Origin of the sequence: Gluconobacter thailandicus F149-1 = NBRC 100600 (assembly GCF_000964465.1) — a bacterium.
GTDB classification, from domain to species: domain Bacteria; phylum Pseudomonadota; class Alphaproteobacteria; order Acetobacterales; family Acetobacteraceae; genus Gluconobacter; species Gluconobacter thailandicus.
Genome location: NZ_BANH01000017.1, coordinates 39,330 through 64,740, shown reverse-complemented (window position 1 = coordinate 64,740; position 25,411 = coordinate 39,330). Strand labels below are relative to the sequence as shown.

23 protein-coding genes and 1 tRNA gene are annotated in these 25,411 nt (G+C 52.0%); 14 read left to right on the top strand and 10 right to left on the bottom strand.

The features are described 5' to 3' along the window. Window positions 1-47: 47 nt before the first annotated feature. Window positions 48-473: a lytic transglycosylase domain-containing protein gene (locus B7444_RS05615; protein ID WP_007282940.1), complete on the bottom strand. Its 426-nt coding sequence runs from the start codon at window positions 471-473 to the stop codon at window positions 48-50. A gap of 89 nt (window positions 474-562) precedes the next feature. Here B7444_RS05615 and B7444_RS05610 point away from each other — a divergent pair, with 89 nt between their 5' ends. Then, window positions 563-1,048 (top strand): YbaK/EbsC family protein, encoded by a 486-nt coding sequence (locus tag B7444_RS05610; protein ID WP_007282939.1) that lies wholly within the window; start codon window positions 563-565, stop codon window positions 1,046-1,048. A 48-nt stretch (window positions 1,049-1,096) separates the two neighbouring features. On the opposite strand, the gene B7444_RS16745 is transcribed toward B7444_RS05610, so the two are convergent. From B7444_RS16745 to B7444_RS05590, 5 genes are all read right to left on the bottom strand, one after another. Continuing rightward, window positions 1,097-1,606, bottom strand: a complete 510-nt coding sequence (locus B7444_RS16745) for a metallophosphoesterase family protein (RefSeq protein ID WP_222593016.1) — start codon at window positions 1,604-1,606, stop codon at window positions 1,097-1,099. Next, window positions 1,545-2,264 carry a TonB-dependent receptor domain-containing protein gene (locus B7444_RS05605; RefSeq protein WP_231502844.1) on the bottom strand — a complete coding sequence of 240 codons (720 nt, stop codon included), beginning with the start codon at window positions 2,262-2,264 and terminating at the stop codon, window positions 1,545-1,547. Before B7444_RS05605 ends, B7444_RS16745 begins: the two co-directional genes overlap by 62 nt. A 25-nt stretch (window positions 2,265-2,289) precedes the next feature. Beyond that, a complete protein-coding gene (locus B7444_RS05600; RefSeq protein ID WP_081603772.1) occupies window positions 2,290-2,598 on the bottom strand; it encodes an RNA polymerase sigma factor in 309 nt (102 codons plus the stop codon). 275 nt (window positions 2,599-2,873) lie between these two features. Then, a tRNA-Ala gene (locus B7444_RS05595) sits at window positions 2,874-2,949 on the bottom strand. A gap of 89 nt (window positions 2,950-3,038) precedes the next feature. Further along, window positions 3,039-3,650, bottom strand: a complete 612-nt coding sequence (locus B7444_RS05590; RefSeq protein WP_035729515.1) for a Maf family protein — start codon at window positions 3,648-3,650, stop codon at window positions 3,039-3,041. Window positions 3,651-4,004: 354 nt separating this feature from the next. Between B7444_RS05590 and hemE the strand changes: the two genes are divergently transcribed. The 5 genes from hemE to galE all read left to right on the top strand — a co-directional run bounded on the left by hemE (window position 4,005) and on the right by galE (window position 8,986). Beyond that, window positions 4,005-5,054, top strand: coding sequence for a uroporphyrinogen decarboxylase (hemE, locus tag B7444_RS05585; protein ID WP_035729512.1), 1,050 nt, complete (start codon window positions 4,005-4,007; stop codon window positions 5,052-5,054). Further along, window positions 5,051-5,755 carry an HAD family hydrolase gene (locus B7444_RS05580; protein WP_007282933.1) on the top strand — a complete coding sequence of 235 codons (705 nt, stop codon included), beginning with the start codon at window positions 5,051-5,053 and terminating at the stop codon, window positions 5,753-5,755. The genes hemE and B7444_RS05580 overlap by 4 nt, the downstream gene beginning before the upstream one ends. Continuing rightward, a complete protein-coding gene (gene hemJ, locus B7444_RS05575; RefSeq protein WP_007282932.1) occupies window positions 5,752-6,198 on the top strand; it encodes a protoporphyrinogen oxidase HemJ in 447 nt (148 codons plus the stop codon). The genes B7444_RS05580 and hemJ overlap by 4 nt, the downstream gene beginning before the upstream one ends. Window positions 6,199-6,353: 155 nt before the next feature. Beyond that, the gene (locus B7444_RS05570; protein ID WP_007282931.1) at window positions 6,354-7,874 is read left to right on the top strand and encodes a glycosyltransferase family 2 protein; all 1,521 of its coding nucleotides are present in this window, start codon (window positions 6,354-6,356) and stop codon (window positions 7,872-7,874) included. A gap of 125 nt (window positions 7,875-7,999) precedes the next feature. Beyond that, window positions 8,000-8,986 (top strand): UDP-glucose 4-epimerase GalE, encoded by a 987-nt coding sequence (gene galE, locus B7444_RS05565; RefSeq protein WP_007282930.1) that lies wholly within the window; start codon window positions 8,000-8,002, stop codon window positions 8,984-8,986. Between the two features lie 16 nt (window positions 8,987-9,002). Here the strand turns inward: galE and B7444_RS05560 are convergent, their stop codons facing one another. After that, window positions 9,003-9,974, bottom strand: coding sequence for an SDR family oxidoreductase (locus tag B7444_RS05560; RefSeq protein ID WP_007282929.1), 972 nt, complete (start codon window positions 9,972-9,974; stop codon window positions 9,003-9,005). Further along, window positions 9,974-10,576 carry a DedA family protein gene (locus B7444_RS05555; protein ID WP_186810574.1) on the bottom strand — a complete coding sequence of 201 codons (603 nt, stop codon included), beginning with the start codon at window positions 10,574-10,576 and terminating at the stop codon, window positions 9,974-9,976. The genes B7444_RS05560 and B7444_RS05555 overlap by 1 nt, the downstream gene beginning before the upstream one ends. 150 nt (window positions 10,577-10,726) lie before the next feature. On the opposite strand from B7444_RS05555, the gene B7444_RS05550 reads away from it, so the two are divergent. The 3 genes from B7444_RS05550 (at window position 10,727) to B7444_RS05540 (ending at window position 15,331) form a co-directional block, all read left to right on the top strand. After that, a complete protein-coding gene (locus B7444_RS05550; protein ID WP_007282926.1) occupies window positions 10,727-12,634 on the top strand; it encodes an alpha/beta hydrolase family protein in 1,908 nt (635 codons plus the stop codon). Window positions 12,635-12,734: 100 nt separating this feature from the next. Next, window positions 12,735-14,207 (top strand): hypothetical protein, encoded by a 1,473-nt coding sequence (locus tag B7444_RS05545; RefSeq protein ID WP_007282925.1) that lies wholly within the window; start codon window positions 12,735-12,737, stop codon window positions 14,205-14,207. 77 nt (window positions 14,208-14,284) lie between these two features. Next, a complete protein-coding gene (locus B7444_RS05540) occupies window positions 14,285-15,331 on the top strand; it encodes an aldo/keto reductase (protein WP_007282924.1) in 1,047 nt (348 codons plus the stop codon). Between the two features lie 39 nt (window positions 15,332-15,370). Here B7444_RS05540 and B7444_RS05535 read toward each other — a convergent pair whose 3' ends face one another. Continuing rightward, entirely contained in the window at window positions 15,371-16,669 is a 1,299-nt protein-coding gene (locus B7444_RS05535; protein ID WP_048855125.1) for an MATE family efflux transporter, read from the bottom strand. Window positions 16,670-16,968: 299 nt separating this feature from the next. Between B7444_RS05535 and flgE the strand changes: the two genes are divergently transcribed. The 5 genes from flgE to rfaE1 all read left to right on the top strand — a co-directional run bounded on the left by flgE (window position 16,969) and on the right by rfaE1 (window position 24,346). Next, window positions 16,969-18,228, top strand: coding sequence for a flagellar hook protein FlgE (gene flgE, locus B7444_RS05530; protein ID WP_035729603.1), 1,260 nt, complete (start codon window positions 16,969-16,971; stop codon window positions 18,226-18,228). A gap of 25 nt (window positions 18,229-18,253) precedes the next feature. Then, window positions 18,254-19,777: a flagellar hook-associated protein FlgK gene (gene flgK, locus B7444_RS05525; protein ID WP_007282921.1), complete on the top strand. Its 1,524-nt coding sequence runs from the start codon at window positions 18,254-18,256 to the stop codon at window positions 19,775-19,777. Window positions 19,778-19,779: 2 nt separating this feature from the next. Beyond that, complete coding sequence (locus B7444_RS05520; RefSeq protein WP_007282920.1) at window positions 19,780-20,847, top strand: flagellin; 1,068 nt, start codon at window positions 19,780-19,782, stop codon at window positions 20,845-20,847. A gap of 67 nt (window positions 20,848-20,914) precedes the next feature. Next, a complete protein-coding gene (gene htpG, locus B7444_RS05515; protein WP_007282919.1) occupies window positions 20,915-22,780 on the top strand; it encodes a molecular chaperone HtpG in 1,866 nt (621 codons plus the stop codon). 123 nt (window positions 22,781-22,903) lie between these two features. Continuing rightward, window positions 22,904-24,346 carry a D-glycero-beta-D-manno-heptose-7-phosphate kinase gene (gene rfaE1 / locus B7444_RS05510; protein ID WP_007282918.1) on the top strand — a complete coding sequence of 481 codons (1,443 nt, stop codon included), beginning with the start codon at window positions 22,904-22,906 and terminating at the stop codon, window positions 24,344-24,346. Between the two features lie 9 nt (window positions 24,347-24,355). Here the strand turns inward: rfaE1 and B7444_RS05505 are convergent, their stop codons facing one another. Continuing rightward, entirely contained in the window at window positions 24,356-25,222 is an 867-nt protein-coding gene (locus B7444_RS05505) for a helix-turn-helix domain-containing protein (RefSeq protein WP_007282917.1), read from the bottom strand. Window positions 25,223-25,411: the final 189 nt, after the last annotated feature.

Below are 25,411 nucleotides of genomic sequence, written 5' to 3'. Positions count from 1 at the left end.
GGCGGCGTAAGAAGGATGGACGTTATAAGATAACATCTTCCTTCTGGCTATCCTCGGGAAGGTTGTCGGATGTAAAGTTCGGTGGCTGCCGCGATAACCTTGCGCTGATAAGCCATGTTCAGAGGAAGCGTTCGGGAATGGTAATCCCCGATTGCACGCAGCAGATTACCATGCTCGTTATCGAGCGCCGTACGCAGGATCATGGCGGCGGCGGCCACGTTAAAGCAGGGTTCCAGCGCAAGTCTGGTCGCAACCTGGGCCGGTGTCTGATGGGTCATGGATGCAATCGGCATGATCCATCGCGAATTGATCTGCATGAGACCAATATCAACAGATCCATCCGTATTCTGGCTGACCTTTCCCATCACGCCCCCTTCAACCCGCTGAATAGCCGGCAGGACACGGGGTGGAAGGCGATAATGCATGGCGGATGCCAGCATGCAGGCCAGAAAAGCAGCAGCCATGAAATCCATTTCTCTCTCTTGCAGGAGCCATGACCCTAGCATCCCCTCATCCGAGGTGCCATCCTGAAGGGAGATGTCAAAGAATGAGACCTTCTGGAATGAGTGAACAGGACACTTCGGCAACACTGACACTGGATGCTCTGGGGATCTCCTACCAACGTCGCATGTACGAGTACGATCCGTCAGCCGGAAAACTCGGCGTTGCCGCAGCCGCCGCTCTGGGGCTCGCCCCCGATCATGTTCTGAAAACCCTGATGGTGCAGATAGACGGACGCCCTGCCTGCGTTGTCCTCCCTGCAGACCGGGAACTGGACTTTGTACGGGTGGCAGCAGCTTTCGGGGGACGAAAAGCCAAGATGCTGTCTCGTCCAGATGCAGAACAGAGGACAGGTTACAAAATCGGCGGGGTCAGCCCGTTCGGTCAGCGCAGCACGGTGCCAACGGCATTTGAGCAAAGCGGCATGGATGGACCACCGGTTGTCATTAATGGTGGAGACCGAGGGCTGCTTCTTGAGCTTGCCCCCCAGGATGCTTTGCTGGCCACAAATGGCATGGTCGCTGATCTGGTACGGCCATTAGACTGATAATTCTGGACAGACCTTGTTGAAGGTCTGTCCAAACTCGCATGTGTCTCAGTAGGTATTTTCCGGACTGACTGTGTGAAACCCGTAGGTTTTGTATTCAGTCCGAACGGTATTATTTTCTACATGGACGATCATGTAGCCCTCTGGCGTGCCGAGATGTAATCCATGCCACCAGTTTCCGCTGACAGCGCCACCTGTAATGAACTGAATACCGTTATGTTCAACCTGCTCAAGAACATGAGTGTGGCCCTGGAAAACGGCAATTACATTATGCCCTGTCAGCAGAGCCAGAATTTCGCGCGTATTAACAGTGCTCAGAGCCTGATGTTTGAAAAGTGACGGGCTTTCATCAGCGTAGGTATAAAACGCTGTCACCATGGGAATATGCGTGGAGATAATGATGGGAGCTCCGGCCGGAACCGTCTGAAGATAAGACTTCAGCCAGTTGACCTGGCGCGGCGCACCCGTCTGGAGGGTTTGATAGGTTCCACTCGGGTCACTGTTCTCGAAACCAGTGGTTCCGATGCTTGAAATATATCCCTTGTCGAACAGGTTCACGACGTTGACCTGAGCTTCCAGTCCTTTGAGAACCCCCCGGGCGATGAAAGCGATCTCCAGCGGACTGATTGAACAGAACACGTCCCGGAAGCGGAGAGTCATTCAGGTCAGTGTAAAAACGGCGGCTCATATACTGACCACCAAACTGGCCCCAGATCGTCCCGTCATCATAAGCCAGTTTGAAATTTCCGATATTACGCAGTGCCGCGACAACCTGTTTTCCGGAAATGTGCAAAATGGATCCCTCTGAATTGTCGATATTATCGTTGTAATGCGCATCGTTATAGGACCACGCACCGTAAAGAGACCAGTTCCGGAAAAAGCGCCAGGTCGCTGCAGCTTCGACACCACGAGACGTTACACTTCCGACATTTTCCAGAACGTTCTGATTTCCAACAATTACCGAACTCAGGGATGACGCAAGAAGCCTGTTTTCAAAATCAACGTAATACCCCGTCAGAGAAGCCTGTACGCTATCATTATGAAACCGATAGCCAATCTCTTCGGTATTGGTTGTTTCCGGTTTCAGCTTGTTATGAATATAGGCAAAGCCTGCCTGCGTTGTCGAAAACGGACCGGTTGAAGCAGATGCCGTAAAGGCCGACATATTCCTCGAAAAATCAGCGAAAACGTCATGATGCTTGTTGAAACGATACAGAAAACCAACCTGCGGAAGAAACCCGTTAGACGCTAAAATTGAGGCATTGATCGGATTGGAGCTTTGCGCTGTCGCTACAGGGAAATTCTTTTATATCCTCGTCTTCAATGAAAGACAGCGGGCCATTCCGCTCTCGGCGGCCTGTATCATAGGCCGTATTCTGAGCCGTTCTGACAAGATAGGCCTCCACATTCCGGATATTGGACGGTTTGAGCTCCAGCAGCTTGAGAAATGCAGACTGAAGCAAATCCTCCGAATCCCTGCGCCCTGTCCGTCGCTGAATCCTTATTGAAAGGAGCGACCAGCATGACTGGGATTTGACCCATTCGGTCATTGTGTTTCACGAAGAGAAAAATCGAAGGAGCAGTCCCTGAATATGGAAAACACAGGTATCTCTTCCGTTTGTGGAGCAACAGCCTGCCTGCTAATGCAACAGAGTGCATTTTTGAACGGAATTCGTTCTGTTTCTTAAAACCTTCACAGCTCGCCCTGTGAGCAAATGCTGCCAACAGTTTGACGGAGGCCAGATCTTGTTCTCAACGCAACAGCAAAATGACTGTTCGTAATCAAAAACGGGCTATCAGATTTTTACGGAATTCTGAGGGAAACTGGTGGAGCCAATCGGGATCGAACCGACGACCTCTTGAATGCCATTCAAGCGCTCTCCCAACTGAGCTATGGCCCCACTGTTTCATCTGCGGCCTCGTTGGGGCGAAGCCGGATGTGGGCGGTATATAAGGATGTTTTTCTGCTGACAAGCCAAAAAAGCAATTTTTAAGTCAGAAGTGCATTCTGTGCTCTCAAGGCCTCCAGGAGAGGAAGGCGTTGCAACCCGAGAACAGCGTCATGGTCTCCGCAAATGCTCGAAAACAGCTGAACTCCAGGCCCTTCCAGCCGGTAAGCCCCGACACAGCCAAGAAGCGTCTTTCCTTCGCGCTCGAGATAGGCCTCCAGAAACATATCCGAAAACACTCGCATGGTCAGTTCCGGGACAGCCAGATTGCTCCAGATCTTGCGCCTTCCACGATAAAGCACCACAGCCGTCTGCAGGCGGTGCGTCCGGCCTCTCAGCGTTCTGAGATGATTTCGGGCCTCTTCCAGAGTCTTTGGCTTCGCAAAGGCCTCCCCCTCCAGATCCAGTATCTGATCTGCAGCGATGATCAGATCTGTTTCCTCTCCCCTTTCCGCAGACTTCACGGCTTTGGCTTCTGCCAGAGCCATCGCCGTCTCACCCAACGACTTGCCTGCTGCTTCACAGGCACGCCTCAGGCTTTCCTCATCCACATCAACAGGGCGCAGCTGGATCGTCAGACCGCTTTCCTCAAGAAGTACTCGCCGGGCTAAAGATCCGCTCGCGAGAATCAATGAAGTACTCAGTGTGGTCATGAGATGCGACTCCAAACTATCGACGGCACGTGTCTGTGCGAGTACTGCGTATGACCCGGTGAAAAGATTGTGTCAGTACTGGGGTACATGGGGACAGTACTCGGAGTCCCCGAATGAGGTACCGAGTACCGTGGATTGTTGGGTACACCTCCCAAAACTGGGGGTTGTACACAGGGGGTCTGTGAGTAAAACGGGATAGAATCCTGAGCCCCTTGCACTGCTGCGGTTTTCGGAGTTGTACACACTGTGAGTAAGACGGGGTACATTTTTAGAAAGCCGGGTACCCCAGTTTCCACAGGGATCATCCTATCCTCCAGGATTTCTTTCTTTTTTCTTTCATGGTTAGTGAGCGGCATGAATTCGGAAAACGCACCCCTCTCCCCATCCTCCAAACCGCTTCTCAGAGCGCTCAAGGGTGAAGCTGTCTGGCCGCCGCCAGTCTGGCTCATGCGACAGGCTGGTCGATATCTTCCTGAGTTTCGTGCCATGCGAGACAAAGCTGACTTTCTGACCCGCTGCATGACACCGGACATGGCCGAAGAACTGACGCTTCAGCCCATCCGTCGATACGGAATGGATGGAGCAATCCTGTTCTCGGACATTCTGATTCTCCCGTGGGCGATGGGCCAGTCACTTGAATTCATTGATGGTCGAGGGCCAGTTCTTGGCGCAATCCGATCTGCATCTGATCTGGAAAAGCTGGACCCGAGACGCTTACTGGAAGCAACGGCACCGGTCCGCGAAACGTTGTCCCGTCTGAGTAAATCCCTTCCTGACGTCACGACTTTGCTGGGGTTTGCCGGAAGTCCGTTCACTGTGTCGTGCTACATGGTCGAGGGAGGCGGATCCCGTGATTTTGCAGCCACCCGGCGAATGATGCAGACCGAGCCAGCTCTTTTCGACAAACTGATTGATACCCTCACAACCAGTACAGCAGAGATGCTCTGCGGTCAGATCGAAGCAGGCGCAGAAGCTGTGATGCTGTTCGATTCCTGGGCTGGAATTCTGCCTCCCTCAGCATTCAGGTGCTACGTTATCGAACCAACCCGACAGATCGTGCGTCATATCCAGGAGAAGCATCCTGGGACGCCGATTATCGGCTTCCCTCGCCTCGGAGGGGTCATGGTACGCGAGTATGCAGAGAAAACGGGCGTGAATACCCTGGCCCTGGATACGGTGGCTGATCCAGCCCAAATCGGGGTACTGGTACCGGATGTGACGCTTCAGGGGAATCTGGATCCCATGGTGCTATTTTCTGGTGGGGAAACTATGGTACGCGAAGCACAGGCCATTCGAGATGCCCTGAAAGGGCGGCCCCATGTTTTCAATCTGGGGCATGGAGTCATGCAACATACGCCACCCGAAAATGTTGGGGCTCTCGTTGAGGCAGTGAGGGCCGTATGACAACTGCTCTCGATCCAAAGGGCCGGCTGAAACTGGTCATTTTTGACTGTGATGGGGTGCTCGTAGACAGCGAGCATGCCTCCTGCCAGGCAACAGCAGAGTTTGCTCGTTCTCTGGGGCTGAATATTTCTGACGAAGCTGCCCACGACCGTTTTTCTGGCAAGGCATTGCCACAGGTGGTTGAAGAACTGGAGCATGAACTTGGTCGTTCACTTCCAGAAAATACGGCACTCAAAATGCGGGATAATCTCGTACGACTCATGCAAAAAACGGCAGAACCTGTAGAGGGTGCGTCTGAAATGATGCATGGAATACGGGATTTGGGAGTGCCGTTTCGTGTTGGTTCAAACTCATCTGTCACCGAGATGGATGCCAAGTTTGAACGGACTGGAATGACGCATTTTTTCCCGGAAGACCGGGTTCATTCAGCAAATGATATGAATGAGCCAAAGCCTTCTCCGGAAGTTTATCTGTACGCAGCAAAGGCAGAGGGAGTTCTGCCAGAAAACTGTGTTGTTATTGAGGACAGTGATACCGGCGCCGAGGCTGCTCGCCGAGCGGGAATGAGCTGTGTGTTACTTCGTGCGGATGGCCTGCCCAATCCTTCATTCTGGCCTGTTCCAGGGTTTGTGCGAATCAACCACCTGTCTCAGCTGGTACCGTTGCTTCGTAATACGCTAGAGAGACAGAAGCAGGCATGATGGATTTTGTTGCTACCCATTTGAGCTGGTTTCTCTCCCTGCATATTATGGCGTTCACAGCATGGATGGCGGGGACATTCTATTTGCCCCGGCTCTATGTTTATCATACCCAAACAATTCCAGGTACTGCCGAAAGTGAACGCTTCAAGATCATGGAGCGGAAACTTCTTCGTCAGATCATGACGCCGGCCATGATTGTTACGGTACTCGCCGGAGGCATGATGGCGTCGGTTCCTGGTCTGGTGGACTGGAATAGTGGCTGGTGGTGGACAAAACTGATCTGTGTATTGGGTTTGATGGGATTTCATGGTGCCTGCAGTAAATGGAGGCGCTTATTTTTCGATGATAAAAATATACATTCTGAAAAATACTATAGGGTAGCTAATGAAATCCCAACCGTTCTTATGGTAATCATTGTCGTTATGATTGTCGTGAGGCCTTAATTTGATTAATATAAAAGTTTGTTATTCAATATTATAATTTTATTTTCATATTGCTTGAATTTGATTAATTTGGGCTAAGCGATATGGTTTTTCTCTTTTAGGTGTTAGCATAAGCTAACTTACTGTGTTGGACCTTTTGAAGTGGATCTAGGCAAATGACGGCTTTTCCAACCGTAGCAATAGCGCTCTTTGTGAAAAATGAGTTTTCTGACATTGCTGGATGGATTGCCTGGCATAGAGCACTTGGTGTCAAAACCTTTTTCATTTTTGATGATCATTCCTCAGATGGGACATGGGAAATTATCCAGTCTGCTGCGGCTGTCTGCGATATCAGAGCCATGCGGACAGATCCCTTAGCTGAGCCTGACTTCTACCTGAGGCAACGAAACAGCTTCATGGCTGCTGCCGAGATGGCAAAGGGGCATTATGACTGGATTGGTTTTCTGGATGGTGATGAATATGTCTATCTGAAGCATCAGGACAACCTTCCGGAATTTTTCTCGAAGTTCCAAGATGCTGATGCCGTCGCCTTGTCATGGCGTATCTACGGAAGTTCTGGACGGGTCGTTCGTCCCAAAATAACGACAGTTGAAGCGTTTACACAGCATTCAACGCCTGATCTGGGTGATAACCGTCTGATCAAAAGCTTCGTGCGTCCAGAAAAGATGGGAAGCACATATCACAATCCTCATTGGTATGATATCCCGGTAGACCGTTATGTCCGGCCTGATGGACGGCCGGTCAATGGGCAAGATGCAAATCAGGAAATTGACTGGAATGATGCATTTGTCATGCATTATATCTGTCGAAGCATGGAACATTACATTCAGAGGATCAAAAGACGTCTGAATGCTGATCTTAGTGACTCAGCTGTTTACTGGCAGCATTTTGATCGGAATGAGGTTGGCGATCATGAACCTCTGCGCCTGATGCCCAAAGTTCACGATCTCCTGCATGACATTTACAGAGTCATGATCGGCCGTGCGATCGCTTCACTGCGAAATACCTGGGACAAAATTGAAGGGAAAAACGTCGTAAATGTTGGGGCAGAGAAAAGTCCTGATGTTTATCAGATCAAATCACACTTCGGGACAACCCTTTATTTCCTTAGGCAAGAAAATAGAATTGTTCATTCGACACAAGAGATTGCCGACCAGCATGATATGCTTCCTGTATATGGAGCAATTCAAGAAAAAACGCCGAATGTAATTACATTTTTCTACATCGAAGATGGTGAAATAGGCCATCGTCGCTCGCTTCCCATGCAGTATGATAATCGACTTGCAGCAGAGCTGGTGTATAACTTAAGAGCATTTGGTGATAACCGCTTTGCTGCATATAACCCCTTAACCAATCTACACATTGTATTTATTCCTAACCCTAATCCTGAGCAGCCCCAAGGAATTGAGTTCGTAGCGGCAGAGCGCCGTGAAGCCGGAGAATGGGAAATGTTTTCTCTGGAGAAAGTGGAGAGCGTTTCTTATCCGGCGAGCCTTGCTCCACTTCCTTTTACACCAGGGAATAACACAACAATTGATGAAATTCTGATGTGGCTTGTTGATGCTCCTGTCGCACCAAGAGCAGAAGAATTTCTCAGGGTTCTGGCATCCATCCCAACGTCCGTGCGTGAACAGGTTGTTCAGCGTGTTCCAGGGCTTCTTTGGACATTCGTCTGAACAAAGAGAAAAGGGGACTTCAGTATTCTCAAAATCCTTGGAGAGTAATGTGGTGCCCTTTGAACTTTTAGAGAAAAAGAATAGCTGGTTCTGCTTTAAAGAATTTGGCGAGGGTTAAATCCGGCATGCGTTATCTTGTTACCGGCGGTGCAGGGTTTGTTGGTAGTCAGGTAGTTCTTGCTCTTCTCGACCAAGGTCACGAAGTTGCTGTTCTGGACAACCTCAGCACTGGACATCAAGCAGCTATCCCTCAAAGTGTGCTTTTTTATAATGTTGATCTGATGGATTATCAGGCGACGAAAAATGTCGTTAGTCAGGGGATATGGGATGGCGTTCTGCATTTTGCTGCCCTTTCCCTGGTTGGCGACAGCATGCGTGAACCCTTTCATTATCTGAGACAGAATTATCTGACGGGACTGAATATCGTGCAGGCCTGTTCGGAAGTTGGCATTAAGAAGTTTGTCTTTTCTTCCACAGCTGCACTTTTTGGCGGTCCAGAACGCCCAGATCCGATTTCAGAAACAGCAGAAATCCAGCCCGGTTCTCCTTATGGAGAGAGCAAATTTCTAATTGAGAGGATATTGCAGTGGGCAGATTCTGTTTGTGGTCTCAAGAGCGCGTGTTTACGGTATTTCAATGCAGCAGGTGCAGATTTAGCCGGACGAGCTGGGGAGGATCATCGGCCTGAGACGCACCTTATCCCCTTGACAATAGATGCAGCTCTGGGAAGACGTCCTGCTCTTAAACTGTTTGGAACAGACTATCCTACGCCAGACGGGTCCTGTGTGCGTGATTATATTCACGTAGCTGATCTGGCGGATGCTCATATTCGTGCACTTGAACAGATTGAGACCCGGAGTGTTGCCTACAACATCGGTAATGGGCGCGGGTATTCTAACCTTGAAATCATTCAGAGTGTCGAGCGTGTCAGTGGGCGCCAAGTGCCTTGGGAAGCGGCACCGCGCAGGCAAGGCGATCCGGCAGTTCTAGTCGCCGATTTAACGACACTTCAACGTGAGACTGGATGGACACCGAAATTCGGAAAGCTGGATCAGATTGTCGAAACAGCTTTTCGTTGGCGTGAAGCCCATCCCAATGGTTATGGGGATTGATAGTGTAAGTATGGTCTCAAAGGAGACCATACTTTACGCCCGTCATTTCTTCGGACACTGACCAGAGGCGTGTAGCTAGTTGATGGTCCTGAGCCAGCTCAGGCAAGACTGCCTCACCGGGGACACCTGTGCGCTCCCCTTTTCCTTGAGGTCCATAATAGTCTCCATCCCGTGCTTCGGGAGAAGCCAAGGCGTAGAGCAGTGGCCAAGCCCCCTCTTCCACTGTCTGCCCCAATGCATGGAACACTGGTCCGGCAAAGCTGCGAGCAATGCGGCGTCCCCAGCGACTGACTGGATTACCTGCTGTATCCAGCATACCATTATTGGCAACAATATTACTTGCCGCCCATCCGGGGTGAGCCGCTCGTGAGTGAATGGGCCATGGCGCTTTGTGGGCCCGGCGGTTAAGCTCAAGTGCGAAGAGCAAATTGGACAATTTGCTTTGTCTGTAACGGGCCATCGGATTGTATCGATGACGGGCGTTCAGATCCCCAAATGGCAGTTCTCCTTTCAGGGCTGCAAGGGATGCCACGGTCATGACGGTGGCATTGCCTGCCGCCAGGAGCGGCAATAACCGACCTGTCAGAGCGAAATGGCCCAGATGGTTGGTGCCGAATTGTAGTTCAAAGCCGTCCTTTGTGGTTTGCCGGGAGGCTGGTCCCATGATACCAGCGTTGTTGGCAAGCATGTGGATCGGCTGTCCCTTCTCCCTCAAAACTGTTGCGAATTTTGCGACTGATGCAAGAGATGCGAGGTCCAGAACCTCAAAACGTCCCTGAACGCTGGGAACACGCTCATACAGGCGGTTAAGGGCAGCGCGGCCTTTTTCAAGGTTGCGACCGCTCAGAATAATGAACGCTCCCCGTTGTGCCAGCCCGCACGCAACTTCAAACCCAAGACCACCTGTAGAGCCTGTAATGAGGGCAGTCCGACCATCCAGGCGCTCCAGTGTGTCGAGAGACCAGGCGGCGTGAGGGGAGCGTGTCATCAGTGTTTTCCTTTGTCGTTCGCACCTGAGCCAGAGTGCTTCTCATCTTCTTTGGCCTGTTTCATGGCCTCGTCAGTCAGGCACTTTTCATTTTTCTTGAGAAAAAGAAATGCTCCGACCAGACAGCAGACCCCAATGGCAGCAAGGCCAATTCCGACCGGCCCTGTGATCTTTTCAATCTGCTTTCCCAACTCATAAGTTACGAAGGCATACCCACCGGCCCAGAACAGGCCGCCCAAGGCATTGAAAAAGAGAAACGAATGCCACGGCATTCGGTTTGCTCCTGCCAGCAGGGCAACGAAAACGCGAAGGATGGCAACGAAGCGGCCCAGGAAAACAACGATGCCGCCATGTTTGCGGAAAAGATACCGCCCCAACATGAGGCGTTCCTCTGTGAGGCCAACTTTTTTGCCGTGCTTCTTCAGAATGCTGTAGCCAAAATGATGACCAAGTAGATACCCGAAATTGTCACCCATGATGGCGCCAGTGACGGCGGCCAGGGCGATCCACTGGATCTCAAGGTGATGGGTGCTGCCAGCATAAAGAGATGCGGCAATGATGATGCTCTCTGCGGGAAGCGGCAAGCCCATGCTTTCCAGCATGACCGTCACGCCAATGACGCCATAGCCATATTGCTGAAGCAGGTGTTCGAGGAGTTGCGTGAGATGAAACAGTGTCGTGACCCCGTAGAGAATATGGCGGAAGGCAAAGCCGCCGGTTACGATACTAGGACATCAGACACAGGATGAAAAATGACTGAGCTTTGCCCCTCTCCCGCTGCTGGAAACTGGCCGTCCTGGGTCGGGCCAGACCTTGTGGCCGGACGGACGCTTTCCTTTGCTGAACTGAAAACTGCCGGGGACTGGATATTCTGGCTGGAAACACGCCCGGAGGAACAGGGGCGTGCCGTCATTGTGGGGCGGAGACCAGATGGCACGTTGGTGGACCTGACGCCTCCTGACCGGACTATTGGCACCCGGGTTCATGAATATGGTGGCGGAGCGTGGGACGTTCGTCTGAGTGGGGATAATCCGGAAGTAATCTTCAGCGATCGGAAAACAGGGGATCTCTGGAGCACTTACGGAGAGAGGAGTGCGCGGGTAATTGATGGGCAGCGTGTGCCAGAACAGCGCTACGCTGACCTTACTTGGGATCCAACGGGAAACGGCGTTTTCTGCGTCCGGGAAACACATGCAGGCGGAATGCCTGTCGCCGCACTTGTCTATGTTGATCCGATGGGCAAGGAGACAGTGCTTGCAGAAGAAGCGGATTTCTATGCTGCCCCTCGCCCTTCTCCCGACGGCGCTTTTCTGGCGTGGTTTTCGTGGCAGAATCCAGAAATGCCCTGGACGGCGACGGCCCTGAGTGTAGCGCCACTGGATCGGACCAGCCTGCAGTTAGGGCCGGCGACGGATCTGAGTGGAAAAGAAAAATGCAGTATCATCGAACCGCGATGGGCACAGGACGGAACACTTTACGTAACATCCGATGCCCGCGGAAGCTGGTCGCCCGTGCAATTCATCGGTAATGAGGCTGGGTGGACGGCCCGCTTTTTGCCTTCGGTGAATGCAGAAATCGGTCTTCCACATTGGGTTTTTGGCCAAAGAACGCTTCTGCCTCTCTCAGATGGAGAGCTTCTCGCTCTAGGCATTCGTCAGGGTCTGAACTGTGTTCTGCATTTTGCGAATGGTCAGTGGGAGGATGTGTCGATGGGTGCCCCCGTCAATGTTCCGGAGCGACTGACGAATGGGAATTTTGCCTGGATTGATGCGCGGGAAGATGCCCCGCCTTCTCTCGCAATCGGAGATATGACCGGCTCCTCCGAGCATTTTCGGTCAAGTGTCACTTTTCCCGAAGGTGTCACACAGAACGATCTTTCCAAGCCTGAACCGCTCTCGTTCCAGACGGCAGATGGCACGGAAGCATACGCTCTTTTCTATAAACCAGCGAGTGGTTCCTCCTGTCTCGCAGAAGGCGAAAAACCACCCTTGGTGGTTATGGCACATGGCGGTCCTACAGGGCGAGCCAACCCGGCTTTTGCGTTCAAAGTTCAATGGTGGACATCGCGGGGTTTCGCGGTTCTGGACGTCAATTACCGAGGCTCAACAGGGTTTGGACGTCAATATCGCGAGGCTTTGAATCTGAAATGGGGTGTTGCGGATGTAGAAGACTGTCTTGCAGGCGTACGTGCCGTAATCGAGCGTAATCTGGTTGATCCACACAGATGCGTCATTCGTGGCAGTAGTGCGGGTGGTCTGACGGTTCTGGCAGCATTGGCTCATTCGGACCTGTTTGCTGCGGGTGCTTCGCTTTATGGTGTGACTGATCTGCGGGCACTGGCTGAAGAGACACACAAGTTTGAGGCACGGTATCTGGATGGCCTGATCGGGCGTTATCCAGAAGATGAGGCCGTGTACCTTGAACGTTCTCCCATAACTCACGCCGACAAAATCAATGTTCCGGTCCTGTTCCTGCATGGCGGGGGGGATAAGGTTGTTCCTCTGTCGCAGGCTGAAGCGATGAGCACAAAACTCGAACAGGCAGAATTACACGTCTATCCGGATGAAGGGCACGGGTTCCGCGATCGTGCTGTGGTTGAAGATGCTCTGATACGGGAATTAAGGTTTTACCAACGGGTTTTTGGTGAAAAGGTAGCTTAAAAAATACGGTAGTTTTCCTAAGCTAATATCTTTTTACAATTTCTCCAGATGAGGTATTGTTTAGAAATGGATTTTTGAAGATACCTTATCTGGAGTGGTAATGATCATATTTGAAGGCGATGAACTTGTTGTTCATTATCATCAAGGAAATACAGATTATGCCCTCGTAACATTCGAAGGAGCCCACGAAACCAAGAATGCGACAAAGACATTTTTTGGCGCACCTGTCGTTCGAAAACTGGGGATTACATGTATTGGCGTTACGGCCAAGGTTGATCATTGGTATATTTCTCCTGACACGTCAGCTGTTCAGGAATGCATCTTGAACATAACTAAGAAATTTTCTAAAATTGTAGTAATCGGCATTTCGATGGGTGCACATACAGCACTTTCTTGGTCGAAAATTCTGAATGCTGATACTGTACTTGCTATGGCACCAAAGTGGTCACTGGATCCAGATGAATGTCCGGTTCATCAGTATTATCTGACACATAATTTTCGCGATAGCATGAAAGGAATGGGAATACGAAAAGAACAGCTTCAAGGACGGTTGTTTGTTGCATACGATCCTTTGGATGAAGGGGACTGGGAACAGTCACAGCTTCTTTCCAGAAAGATACCAGAAGTTAAAATTGTAAATACTTACTACTCAGGACATGTCATTATTCACTCTCTTTCCGGTAGTAATCTCTTCGGGAAAGTAATTTCTGCTCTGGCGTATGGTAGCGATCAAGATGTGTATTCTGCGATCGCAAAATCAAGACGTTTCAATGAGAATAACTTGAATGCACGATTAATGCGCACGTCTGACAGGCATGCAGGCCTTGTGGCGAAAACGCTCATGTCGCCTAGCGTAATGCGATTGCAGCGGAAGCAGAAAATTTTTCAAAATGAAGCTTTGATGGGGCGGGTACTTTATAATCTTCTTCTTTCAGATCGTTTTGAAGAAGCTGCAAAATTTTATGATACCGCAACAGAAATTGCGGTATTCGGAGATACTGGAGATAACCAAAATACGGTTGTGTCTGAAGAACGGTTTCTTATACTTTCTCGTCATGGATATATTTTATGTTATAATCCCAGAGAAAAAATATTTTGTGCACGGAATGTTATTATACCGGACCGAGAAGGTGTTGATGTATATGCGGTAAAGCTGACGGTCGGTTTGGTTTTGGCCGTACGGATTAATATGGTGGAGACATATTTTTCTTTCAGGGATGGAAAAATAAAATTTACTCGTGCTTTGGACGATGATCATCTCATTCGTCTTGTTCCTTTTTCACAGGATAATGAAGTGCACAAATATTATGCCGTGCATACCGAAACCGGTTATATGTGTAGTCATCCCGATCATCGCATTACACTGAATGCCGCTAATTTGTCGGATTGGGAGCGTTTTACTCTCCTTGCTTGCCTGTCACAGGGTATTTCAGAAAAAACTCGGAAAATTTCTGATCTGTCCGTATGTCCTGAGACGCAGTCTACAGTAGAAAGTTTTCCTGACCATTCTTCGCCGTCGTATCAAAATACCCCCACCTTCTGGCAGAAGTGGCGGGACAGATTGAGCGGATAATTTCTCAAAGGTAGGGTATCTGCCTGATATGATAGCATCAGGCGACTACCACCCTACCATTTTAATCAGGCTACCCAATGAAACAACGTGAACTTGGACGCACAGGCATAAAAGTCAGTGAAATCTGCCTTGGTACGATGACCTTCGGGCAGCAGAATACTGAAGCCGAAGGGCATGCCCAACTCGATATGGCGCTTGAGAACGGTATCAACTTTATTGATACCGCCGAGCTCTATTCCATTCCTCCGCGTGCCGAGACCTATGGGGCGACGGAAACCATTGTTGGAAGCTGGTTGAAGGCGCGCGGAGGCCGAGACAAACTTGTCATCGCAAGCAAGGTTGTAGGGCGCAGTTCCTCACCATGGTTTAGACCTGACGGTCAAGAAGCACGGCTGACGCCAATTCAGATCCGCTATGCCATTGAAGGCTCCCTACGTCGGCTTGGAACGGACTATCTGGATCTCTATCAGCTTCACTGGCCGGACCGTAAAGTGGGTCTGTTCGGAGAAGGTGGAACCACGTTCTGTGATCTTCCGGATGCAGATGAGGTTCCCGTTGAGGAGACCCTTGGCGCTCTGGGCGACCTCGTGACAGAGGGCAAAATCCGGCATGTCGGCCTTTCCAATGAGACGGCCTGGGGCGTTTCACAGTTTCTGGCAGCTTCAAAAACCGGCCTTCCGCGCGTTGCGTCCATTCAGAATGCCTACAACCTGATCAATCGTACTTTTGAGATCGGGCTTGCAGAAATGTGCCTGCGGGAAAGCGTGGGGCTTTTGGCTTATTCTCCACTCGCTCAAGGTTACCTGACAGGAAAGTATCTGAAAGGCGCCCGGCCGGCTGGTGCACGCACAACGCTGTTCAATCGTGGGCAGCGTTATGAAAAGCCGGGGGTTGATGTCGCGATTGAGGCTTATCACGCTCTTGCACATGCCGAGGGGCTGGACCCTGTCCAGTTGGCAGTTGCTTTTGTGACCTCCCGGCCGTTCGTGACGTCCAATATTATTGGTGCAACGAGCACAGATCAGCTTAAGACCATTCTTGGATCAGTTGATCTCGATATTACATCGGAACTTGAGGCGAAGATCAACGAAATCCATCAGGTGCATTCTAACCCGGCCCCTTGATTGCTTACAGGTGTGGGGGCCAATCTGGTGTCCGCACCGTCACTGTGTTGAAGGATTACGCCCCAGATGTCCGATGACGCGGAATGCTGTGAGAACAGCCAGTGTTCCGAAAATCACGACGCCGAGGGACTGTCCGATCAGAATACCGATAGGGCCATAGCCTGATCCCAGCCACACAAATGGGATCGTGCCCAAGGTTGCCCGGCCCCAGTTAAATCCGGTTGAATAAAACGGATGACCGAGGTTGTTGAAGGCTGTGTTCGCGACAAATAGCAGCCCGACGAACATGTAACTGAGCACCAGCCAGCAGCAGAACAGCCGAACGATCTCTGCTCCAATGCCTTGCACGTTGAACATGTGAAGAATGATGTTGTGCCCGGCGGCAAGGACAAACCAGGTCGTTCCGACGCACAGGGCTGTCAGTTTGAGGGCTGCCATCAGAGTCTCTCGAACCCGGTCAAACTGTTTTGCGCCAAGGTTCTGCGCCATGATCGGCCCCACAGATCCTGTCAGAGCAAAGACGAGGGCAAAAGCTACGGGAACAATCCTGTCGATTGTGGCCTGGCCGGAGACAGCATTCAACCCGAACTGAGCCATCGCATGTGTGACGAACAATGCCCCTGTCGGAGTGGCAAGATTGGTGGCAATCGCAGGAACGGCAATTCCGCCGATCTTTCGTAGGGCAGGGGCAAAAGCATCGCGCCTTGGCCATTCAAGCATGGCGTGTCCCCGAAGGTTCAGGAAACCGCTGGCCGTGATGGCGCACCGGGACAGGATGGTGCTGATTGCTGCACCTTCCAGCCCAAGGTGCAGGACAAAGATCATTAATGGGTCGAGAATGGCAGAAACCAGCGCACCGGTGAGGGTAATACGCATCGAACGCTTCGCATCCCCAACAGCACGAAGAAGCGCGGAGAGTGCCATTCCCAGACAGACCAGCGGCAATGCAGGGGAAACGACATGCAGGAACGTAGCGGCGTTCTGAAGAGCTGCTCCCTGTGCGCCAAGAAGCTGAAGAAGGGGCGTTGCAAAAACTGCCGTCAGAATTCCGAGAATTGCCGCAATGACAACCATGACTGCGATAAATGCCGAGGCCAGTCGCCGGGCTTCGGCATGATGTCGAGCACCAATCAGGCGTCCGATGCAGGCCCCCAGCCCAATGGTCATACCGATTGAAACCGAGATCTGTACGTAACTCAGGGAGGTCGCAAATGCGATGGCTGCCGTGAGAGCCGGGTCGTGCAGATGCGAGATATAGAAATAATTGAGAAGGTCGACCGCAAAAACGGCCATCAGCCCGATAGCCCCTGTGCCTGCCATGGTGATGACGTGGCGCATGATGCTGCCCTGCACGAATCTTGCAGGCTTTACGGGAGAATCGTCAGGGATTCTGGGCTTCGAAGAGTCATCTGATGGCACTGGCATGTTGCCTTATATTGCCCTGTTCCCCGTCAAAGAGCCAGTGGTCCGCCGCTCTTTGTTTGATGGTGCTTTGAAAGGGCGCGCGGCAAAGGAAAGGCCGCAGTCCGTCGCAAAAACTGGGCCTGTAAGGGTTTCATTAACGCTTCCTGTGGAACTGTCGGTCCAGACACTACTCGGGCGTGTGGCCCGAAGCCCCAGTTCTGTCGGAGTCCGCCATGTCGATTATCAATTCGCTCAACACGGCTGTCAGTGGCCTTAATTCCCAGTCTCATGCTTTCAGCGATCTTTCCAACAACATCGCGAACAGTCAGACGACTGGCTACAAAGCTACCACGACAAGTTTTGCTGATTACGTGACGAGTAATGATCTGGCGACTGATGGGCAGGCATTGAGTGACAGTGTTGCTGCAACGACCCGGCAGCATACGGACACTCAGGGGATGGTTGTCTCCTCGACCAATACGCTGTCTCTTGCGATCTCAGGAAACGGTTTTTTCAATGTCGTGCAGCCTACTGGCAGCACAGGGTCAAGTACGGCTCCGACATTCAATAGCCAGCAGTACTATACCCGGAACGGCGATTTTTCGGAAAATAACCAAGGGTATCTGGTCAATACGTCCGGATATTACCTTGAAGGCTATCAGGTTGGCTCGGAGGGAGCGCTGAGCAGCACACTGGCGCCCATCCAGATTCCGGATTCGGTTGCGTTCCAGCCTACGAAAAGTACGACGATGTCGCTCTCTGCGGCCATCGGCAGCACAACGGGAACCGGTCAGAGCAACACATCAACGGCAACGGCGTATGACAGTCAGGGAAATGCACAGACAGTCAGTCTGAACTGGACGCAATCCAGCACAGACCCGCTGACATGGACCGTGAGTAATTCTGCTGATGCCAGCAACTCTGCCACCGTCACATTCAACAGCGATGGATCTTTGGCTTCAGTAAACGGAGCGGCTCAGTCAACGGGGTCTGCTGCAACGTTCTCCTATACAGGGTCGCCGCAGGACATGACGGTCAGCCTCGGGACAATTGGCAGCACATCCGGTGTCAGCCTGGCTACAGACGGTAGCAGTTACAGCACTAATCCCACTATGACAACGGACAGTGTCACGAGTGGAACATTTACCGGCCTTTCCATGCAGACGGATGGTTCTGTCATGGCGACGTTCGATAATGGCCTGTCTCAGCTGCTTGCCAAGATTCCGCTGACGACCTTCGCCGACCCGAACGGTCTTTCCGCTCAGAACGGGCAGGCTTATACCGCAACGGCATCCTCGGGAGCACCGGTCGTCAACGCCGTGAATACGAATGGAGCAGGTACGCTAAGCACCGGCTCTGTCGAAAGTTCAACGACGGACCTGACCAGTGATCTGACCAAGCTGATCGTGGCCCAGCAGGCTTATGGGGCCAATACAAAGATCGTTACCACGGCAAACCAGCTTCTTCAGACTACTCTGGCGATGATCCAGTAAGGCTGGGTGAAGGGAATTCTGTATCATGGGACTGACTGACTCTCTTTCGATTGCCGTATCCGGACTCCAGGCCGTTCAGTATGGGATGTCCACGGCATCCCAGAATGTCGCCAATGCATCTACAGGCGGATATATCAAGGAAGTCGCCAATGTTCAGTCTGTTGTAAATGATGGAACTGGTGGTGGCGTCCGTCGGGCTACAACCACCCTGGCTTCGAATACGAACATTCAGGCAGCCCTCTATTTGCAGAATGCTGACGTTGCGGAATATACCACGACCAGCAATTCCCTTTCAGCCATCATGGCTCTTCAAGGGTCCACTTCGGCAGATTCAGGCAGTAGTGGCACCCTTTCAGACCAGTTGGGTAACCTTCAGTCAGCTCTGACATCCCTTACCGCGACGTCTTCCAGTTCCACGGCACAAAGCACTGTTGTTGCCGCTGCCAGCAGCTTTGCCCAGTCGATCAATTCCCTTGCGGAAGCGACGCAGACACAACGCCAGAATGCGCAGGACGGTGTTCTTTCCTCTGTGGCAGATATCAATACCAACCTGACGACAATCGGAAATCTTTCAACGAAGATCATGACGTTGAAAAGTCAGGGGCTTGATACGGCGGATCTGGAAAATCAGCGGTATACGGCGCTATCTTCACTATCCAGTGATTTAAGTGTGTCCTGGAAAGTGTCAGCCAATGGTGACATGTCCATTACTGCATCAGATGGGCTGACACTGCCGACGCATAATACGACAGCAGGAGCGACGGACGCGGTTTCCAGCACATGGCCTCTGACGACGTCATCGGCCCAGATTTCGACCAGTATGAGCTATCCCGGAGCGTCGGACGTCAATTCTATTCCAGCAATTACTTTGAATGGAAAAGATATTACCGGGCATCTGACAGGGGGAACGCTGGGCGCGAATATCACTTTGCGTGATACAACACTCCCCACGATGCAGGCCCAGCTTGACTCCTTGGCCTATACCGCAGCCAGCCGCTTCAGTGCACAGGGCATGACGTTGTTCACAACTTCGGATGGAAGCGTACCAGGCTCGTCTCAAACGGAGATTACTCCATCTGGCAGTATTGGGTTTGCACAGGACATCCAGGTCTCGCAAGCTTATCAGGATGATCCGTCCCTCCTTGTCTCAGGGGAAACGGCGGGAACAAGTGTCATTCAGAATGTCCTGTCCTATGCGTTTGGCACGACGCAATCAGATGGCAGTAGTCAGACAGCAGCACCGAGTACCGGCCTTGGTATGACGGGCCAACTGTCCACGGGCTATAGCGGCTCGCAAAGCCTAATCGCGCTTGCGACGTCGATGACTGCCAATCAGGCAGCAACTGCCAATACGGCCAGCAGCAACCTTTCTCTTGCTCAGACGACACAAAGCAGTCTGTCTTCAAGCCTGTCTGGAACATCAAGTGTCTCTGTAGATACCGAAATGGCCAATATCGTGACGCTGCAGAATGCCTACTCAGCAAATGCGAAAGTCATTTCATCGGTACAAACCATGTTTACGGCACTTCTAAACGCGGTTGGAAGCTGAAAATGACAGGAACAGTTGCTTCTTTCGGATATGGGGGTGTTTCCCTCCAGCAGACGCTCAATCTGACATCCCTGTCGCAGAAGAAAGATAGTCTGCAAACGCAGGCTTCTACAGGTGTGAGATCAGATAGCTACGCAGGCTTGGGAACCGCGCGTACGCAGGCCCTCGCTCTTCAGCCCGCCATTACGCAGGTTACCGCATGGAGCAGCAATATTACGACCGCGCAAAACAGATTGACCACGACCCAGTCTGCTTTGCGCCAGATTTCGACGATTGCCGGTGATCTGAATGAAACATTGTCCACCCTTGCGGGGAGTGTTTCCTCAAGCACGATCGGCACAGCGGCCCAGCAGGCCAAAACTGCTCTTACGTCGTTAGGAAATCTGCTGAATACCCAACAGGGAGACAGTTATATCTTCTCCGGCTTGCAGTCTTCCGAGGCACCAGTGAGTGGTGATCCAGGAAATTCTGGTCTGGCTTCATCGATTGCCGACGCGGTGAAACAGATGGGAACAGACGGAGCATCCTCTGTTCTGTCATCTACCCTTACGCTGGCAGGCACCACCTCTGATAATCAGCCATTCTCCGCATCGCTTTCCACAGACCCTGCAACAGCGTCAGCACAGAACTTGCAGATCGTGACTGGAAAGAATGAGACAGCAACGGCAGGGATTGTTGCTACTCAGGGAGGCGCGTCTTCTGAGAGCTCTACAGGGTCTCCTATCCGGGATCTGATGCGAAACCTGATGGTGGTGGCGTCTCTTGGGTCAGCTGATCCTGGAGACGCCGACTATACGCAGCTCATTCAAGGCCTGCAGGATACGAATACAGCTGCGATAGACGGTCTGTCCGACATGAGCGGAGCGCTTGGCGTCCAGCAAAACACTCTGACCAGCCAAAGCGCCATGCTGGAACAGATGAAGTCGGCGTTGACAACCCAGTTGGGGACTACAAAAAACGCTGATCTTGCGCAGGTGTCGGTTCAGCTCAATGATACCAGCAACCAGTTGCAGGCCTCTTACTCCATTATTGCAGACATGAAGGGCATGACGCTTGCAAGTTATCTTTAAGGAGCGTTGAAAAATTCGGCCTGACGTCGCATATCCAAATCACTTTCCTGAAAGGAGATTTGTAACCATGAATGCAACCCAGGGTCAGGCCGAAAAGCATGAATTTAGTGCCGAGGTTGGGCGTCTGCTCGATCTCGTTGTTCATGCCCTTTATTCGGATCGTGAGATCTTCCTGCGCGAACTCGTCGCCAATGCTGCAGATGCGACCGACAAGCGGCGTTTTGAAGCACTGACGGACGCCTCTCTTGCTTTGCCGGAAAATGCGGGTATCCGCATCGTGCCGGAAAAGGACAAGAAGGAGCTGATCATTTCTGACGATGGCGTCGGCATGACGCATGATGAACTGGCTCAGAACCTTGGTACGATCGCGCGGTCCGGGACACGTGCTTTTGGCGAAAAACTGAGTTCTGCAAAAGCAGAAGACCGGCCCAGTCTGATCGGGCAGTTCGGCGTAGGATTCTATGCCGCATTCATGGTGGCTAACAGTGTTGATGTCACATCTCGTAAGGCTGGCTCTGACGAGGCCTGGACATGGTCTTCAGACGGGAAGGGGTCTTTTACTCTGACGCCTTCAAGCCGTTCTACACCGGGTACGGATATCGTCCTTCACATGAAGGACGATGCTGATGAGTTTCTGGATAGCTGGCGTCTGAAGTCGATCATCCGCAAATGGGCTGACCATATTTCTTGGCCAATCACTCTACGTGAAGCCAAGGAAGACGGTACGACAGAAGATAAGGCTGCCAATGAGGGTACTGCTCTCTGGCGTAAGCCAAAGTCTGAAATTACGGCTGAGCAGTATACGGAATTTTATCGTCACATCGCTCGCGCTTTTGACGAGCCGTATGCGACCATGCACTGGCATGCGGAAGGCACGACGGAATTTACGGCTCTCCTGTTCCTGCCAGGCGCGCGACCATTTGACTTCATGGAGCAGTCCCGGGAAAGCCGGATTCACCTTCATGTTCGCCGCATGTTCATTACGGACGAGGCAGATCTTCTCCCGAACTGGATGCGTTTTGTTCAGGGTGTCGTAGACACGGAAGACCTGCCCCTGAATGTCTCTCGTGAGATGCTTCAGGCAACGCCCGTTCTGGCCCGTATTCGTAAAGCCGTTACCAAGCGTGTTCTGACGGAAATCAAGAATCGCGCCAAAGAAGCAGACGATGGCTTCAATGCGTTCTGGGAGAATTTCGGCGCGGTTATCAAGGAAGGCCTCTGGGAAGATAGCGAGCACCGTCAGGAAATTGCAGGCTTTGCCCGTTTTCACACAACCCATAGTGACGATCTGACTACGCTTGATGATTATATCTCGCGCATGAAGGATGGCCAGGAGGTGATTTACTTCCTGACAGGCGATAACCTTGATGCGTTGAAGGCGTCTGCCCAGCTTGAAGGTTTCCGGGCGCGTGGGCTTGAGGTTCTTCTTCTGTCGGATCCAGTAGATGGGTTCTGGCCCGAGCGCCTCCATTCGTACAACGACAAGATCCTGCGTTCTGTCGTATATTCACATGGTGATCTGGAAAAATTCCCGACAGACACTGATGAGACAGTCGAACCGGCAGACCTGGAAAAGCTGGTACCAGCCCTCAAGGATGCACTGGGTGAAGCCGTCAAGGATGTGCGTGGAACTGTGCGCCTGACCGATAGTGCTGTTGTCATCACGTCGGAAGGCGGGCCGGATCTGGCCATGCAGCGTCTGATGCGTCGGTCAGGTCAGGCTCTTCCAGAAGCGCCGCCTATTCTGGAAATCAATCCGCGGCATCCGCTGATCAAGGCGCTCTCCGAGCGTGTTTCCAAGGGCGAGAGCATCAAGGATCTTGCCCGTGTATTGTTGGATCTGGCGCGCGTTCAGGAAGGTGAGCCTCTTCCTGATCCGACCGGGTTTGCACGCCTTCTGGCTGGTCTCCTTGCAGGTTCGGCAAGCGCCTGACAGCTTGGTATGACTGCATAGAGAGCCTGAATAGGAGCGGGGGAGTAATCCTCCGCTCTTTTCTTTTATAAGGCCCTGTGAGACTGCTGGGCTTAACCATTCCATGCTTTGGAGAGACAGGCCTTGATTGATGATTTTCGCTTTGGGCGCATTACGGTCATTGGGGATCTCCTTCTGGATCAGTATGTCTCGGGTAATGTCAGTCGAATTTCTCCAGAGGCACCTGTTCCGGTTTTGCTGAATGACGGAATGAGGCGAGTGCCTGGGGGGGCGGCAAATGTAGCGGTCAATGCGGCTGCGCTAGGTGTGGAAGTACGGCTGATTGGACTGGTGGGTCGTGACCAGGCTGCGGAGCAACTTAAAGAGGCTTTGTGTGAATGGCCGTTGGTCAATCAGGAAGGAATTGTTTCGTCACCTGATTGGACAACGATTACAAAAACGCGCGTCGTTAGTGGCCTGCAGCAGATTGTGCGCATTGACGTGGAAAAAATCGTTCCTCTGAACGAAGACGTCCGCCAGCACCTGATCCAAGCTGCTGAAAAAGCCATTGAGGATACAGATGTCGTTGTCTGTTCAGACTATGCGAAAGGTGTTCTTGATGATGCGGTTCTGAAGGCTGTTATTGCGGCAGGGCGAGCAAAGGGCATTCCTGTTCTCGTTGATCCCAAGCGGCGCACGTTGGAAGCATATGCGGGCGCCACGTTGGTGACGCCTAACAGGCTGGAGGCAGAGCAGGCGACGGGGCTTTCTGCACGAACCGACGAAGACGTTCTGAATGTCGCAAAGACATTATCAAGCCAGTTCGGCGGCGATGTTCTGATTACCCGATCAGAAGATGGCATGACCCTGTGGCGGCGTGACGGAACGTATAATCATGTGGCTGCACGGAAGTCAGAAGTCTTCGATGTGTCGGGAGCTGGCGACACGGTTGTCGCGACCGTTGCGTCTGTTCTCTCTGCCGGGCAGGATCTGGAGACAGCTGTTGTCATAGCAACAGCAGCGGCTTCTATTTCGGTAGGAAAGCTGGGTACGGCGACGGTGTCGAAAGAAGAGCTTTCGCGTGAATTGGGGCAGGAAATTCCGGAAAATGGAGCACTGGTCACTCTGGAAAATGCTGCACATATCGCGGAAAACTGGCGGCGCCACGGGGCGCGGGTTGTCTTTACAAATGGATGCTTCGATCTCGTCCATCCCGGCCATATTTCCCTTTTGCAGGCGGCTGCGCGGGAAGGGGACAAACTGATTGTTGCCCTGAATACGGATCGTTCGGTTGCTGCCCTGAAAGGGCCAAGTCGACCAATTCAGAAAGAAGAGGCACGGGCTACGGTCATTGGTGCATTGCGGGCCGTGGACCTTGTTATCCTGTTTGATGAAGAGACGCCGCTGGAAGCAATCCGTGCAATCAAACCTGATGTTCTGGTCAAGGGTTCAGACTACACGGAAGATCAGGTCGTTGGTGGTGATTTCGTAAAATCGTGCGGGGGACGTGTGGCATTGGTCGACCTCGTAGGAGGGCAATCCACAACACGTCTGGTTCAGGGGATTCATGGTGATGGGTCCAGCTGAAGCCGAATTTTAGCTCATTTGTCGCTTTGGTCGGACGTGTCTGGGGGACATACCAAATTTCTGCCGGAAACGTCGTGAAAAATGCGCGGCGTTTCTGAAGCCATGCTTGAGTGCAATTTCGGCGATATTCATCGACACCAGCTCTGGAGACTGAAGATCCTTGTAAATACGTTCAAGGCGTCGGTTCAGAATCCACCCGGCGACGGCTCCTGGCTCGCCATCGAAAAGAAGATACAGTGCTCTGGCTGAAATTCCGGAGGCCGCGGCAATAATCTGCGGGGTCAGATCAGGCTCATGCAGACGCGTTTCGATATAGGCACGCATGTGCTTCTGTCGGTGTCGCCGACGGCCAGCCGCCGAAAGATCAAGATCCAGTGCGTCCAGAAGGGTCGTCAGAAGCAGGTCCGTCAGATGCTTGAGAAGACGCGTTCGGGTTTGCGAAGGGGGCGGCGGCAACGCATCCTGAACAATCAGGTCACAGATAGCAAACAGGAAGCGACCGGGGCCGGATCGGGTCTGGAATGTGACGGGAGGCAGCCCTGACAGGATCGGTAGCTGAGCGAGCAGGGCCTCTGTCCGGAAAGAGATAACTAGCGTACCGGTTTCCTGATGGCTGAGGAGGGAAGAGTGGAAAGTTTCATCCTCAGGAGGAATTTCAGGATGCGCAGCATTTAGATAGAGAATTCCGCCACCTTGCTGGGTAAGAAGAAAGAGGGATCTTTCCTCTGCAAAGTAATTCGTAAGCAACTCCGGAGTTTGACTCCAAGAGAATGTTATCCGCTGAACGGTTGGCTCGAAACCGCGGGAAGGCGCAGGAAGCGTAGCAAGCGGAATAATACGAGCGGGCAGCTCTGATGAACGCCCATCTTTGGACATGGCAAAAACTCTAAGGAAGCTCCCAATCTAACAGGGGATATTCTCTATAAGAGAAGTCTCGCATCAGATAAATGCGCGACGAGGCTCCTAGTTGATTCGTTGTAAGAGATTTGCGACCTTTCCCACGGAAAAGAAATGGAAATTTCAAAAGCTAAATTATTTTTGAAGGAATCTACTTGGCTTTGTCCC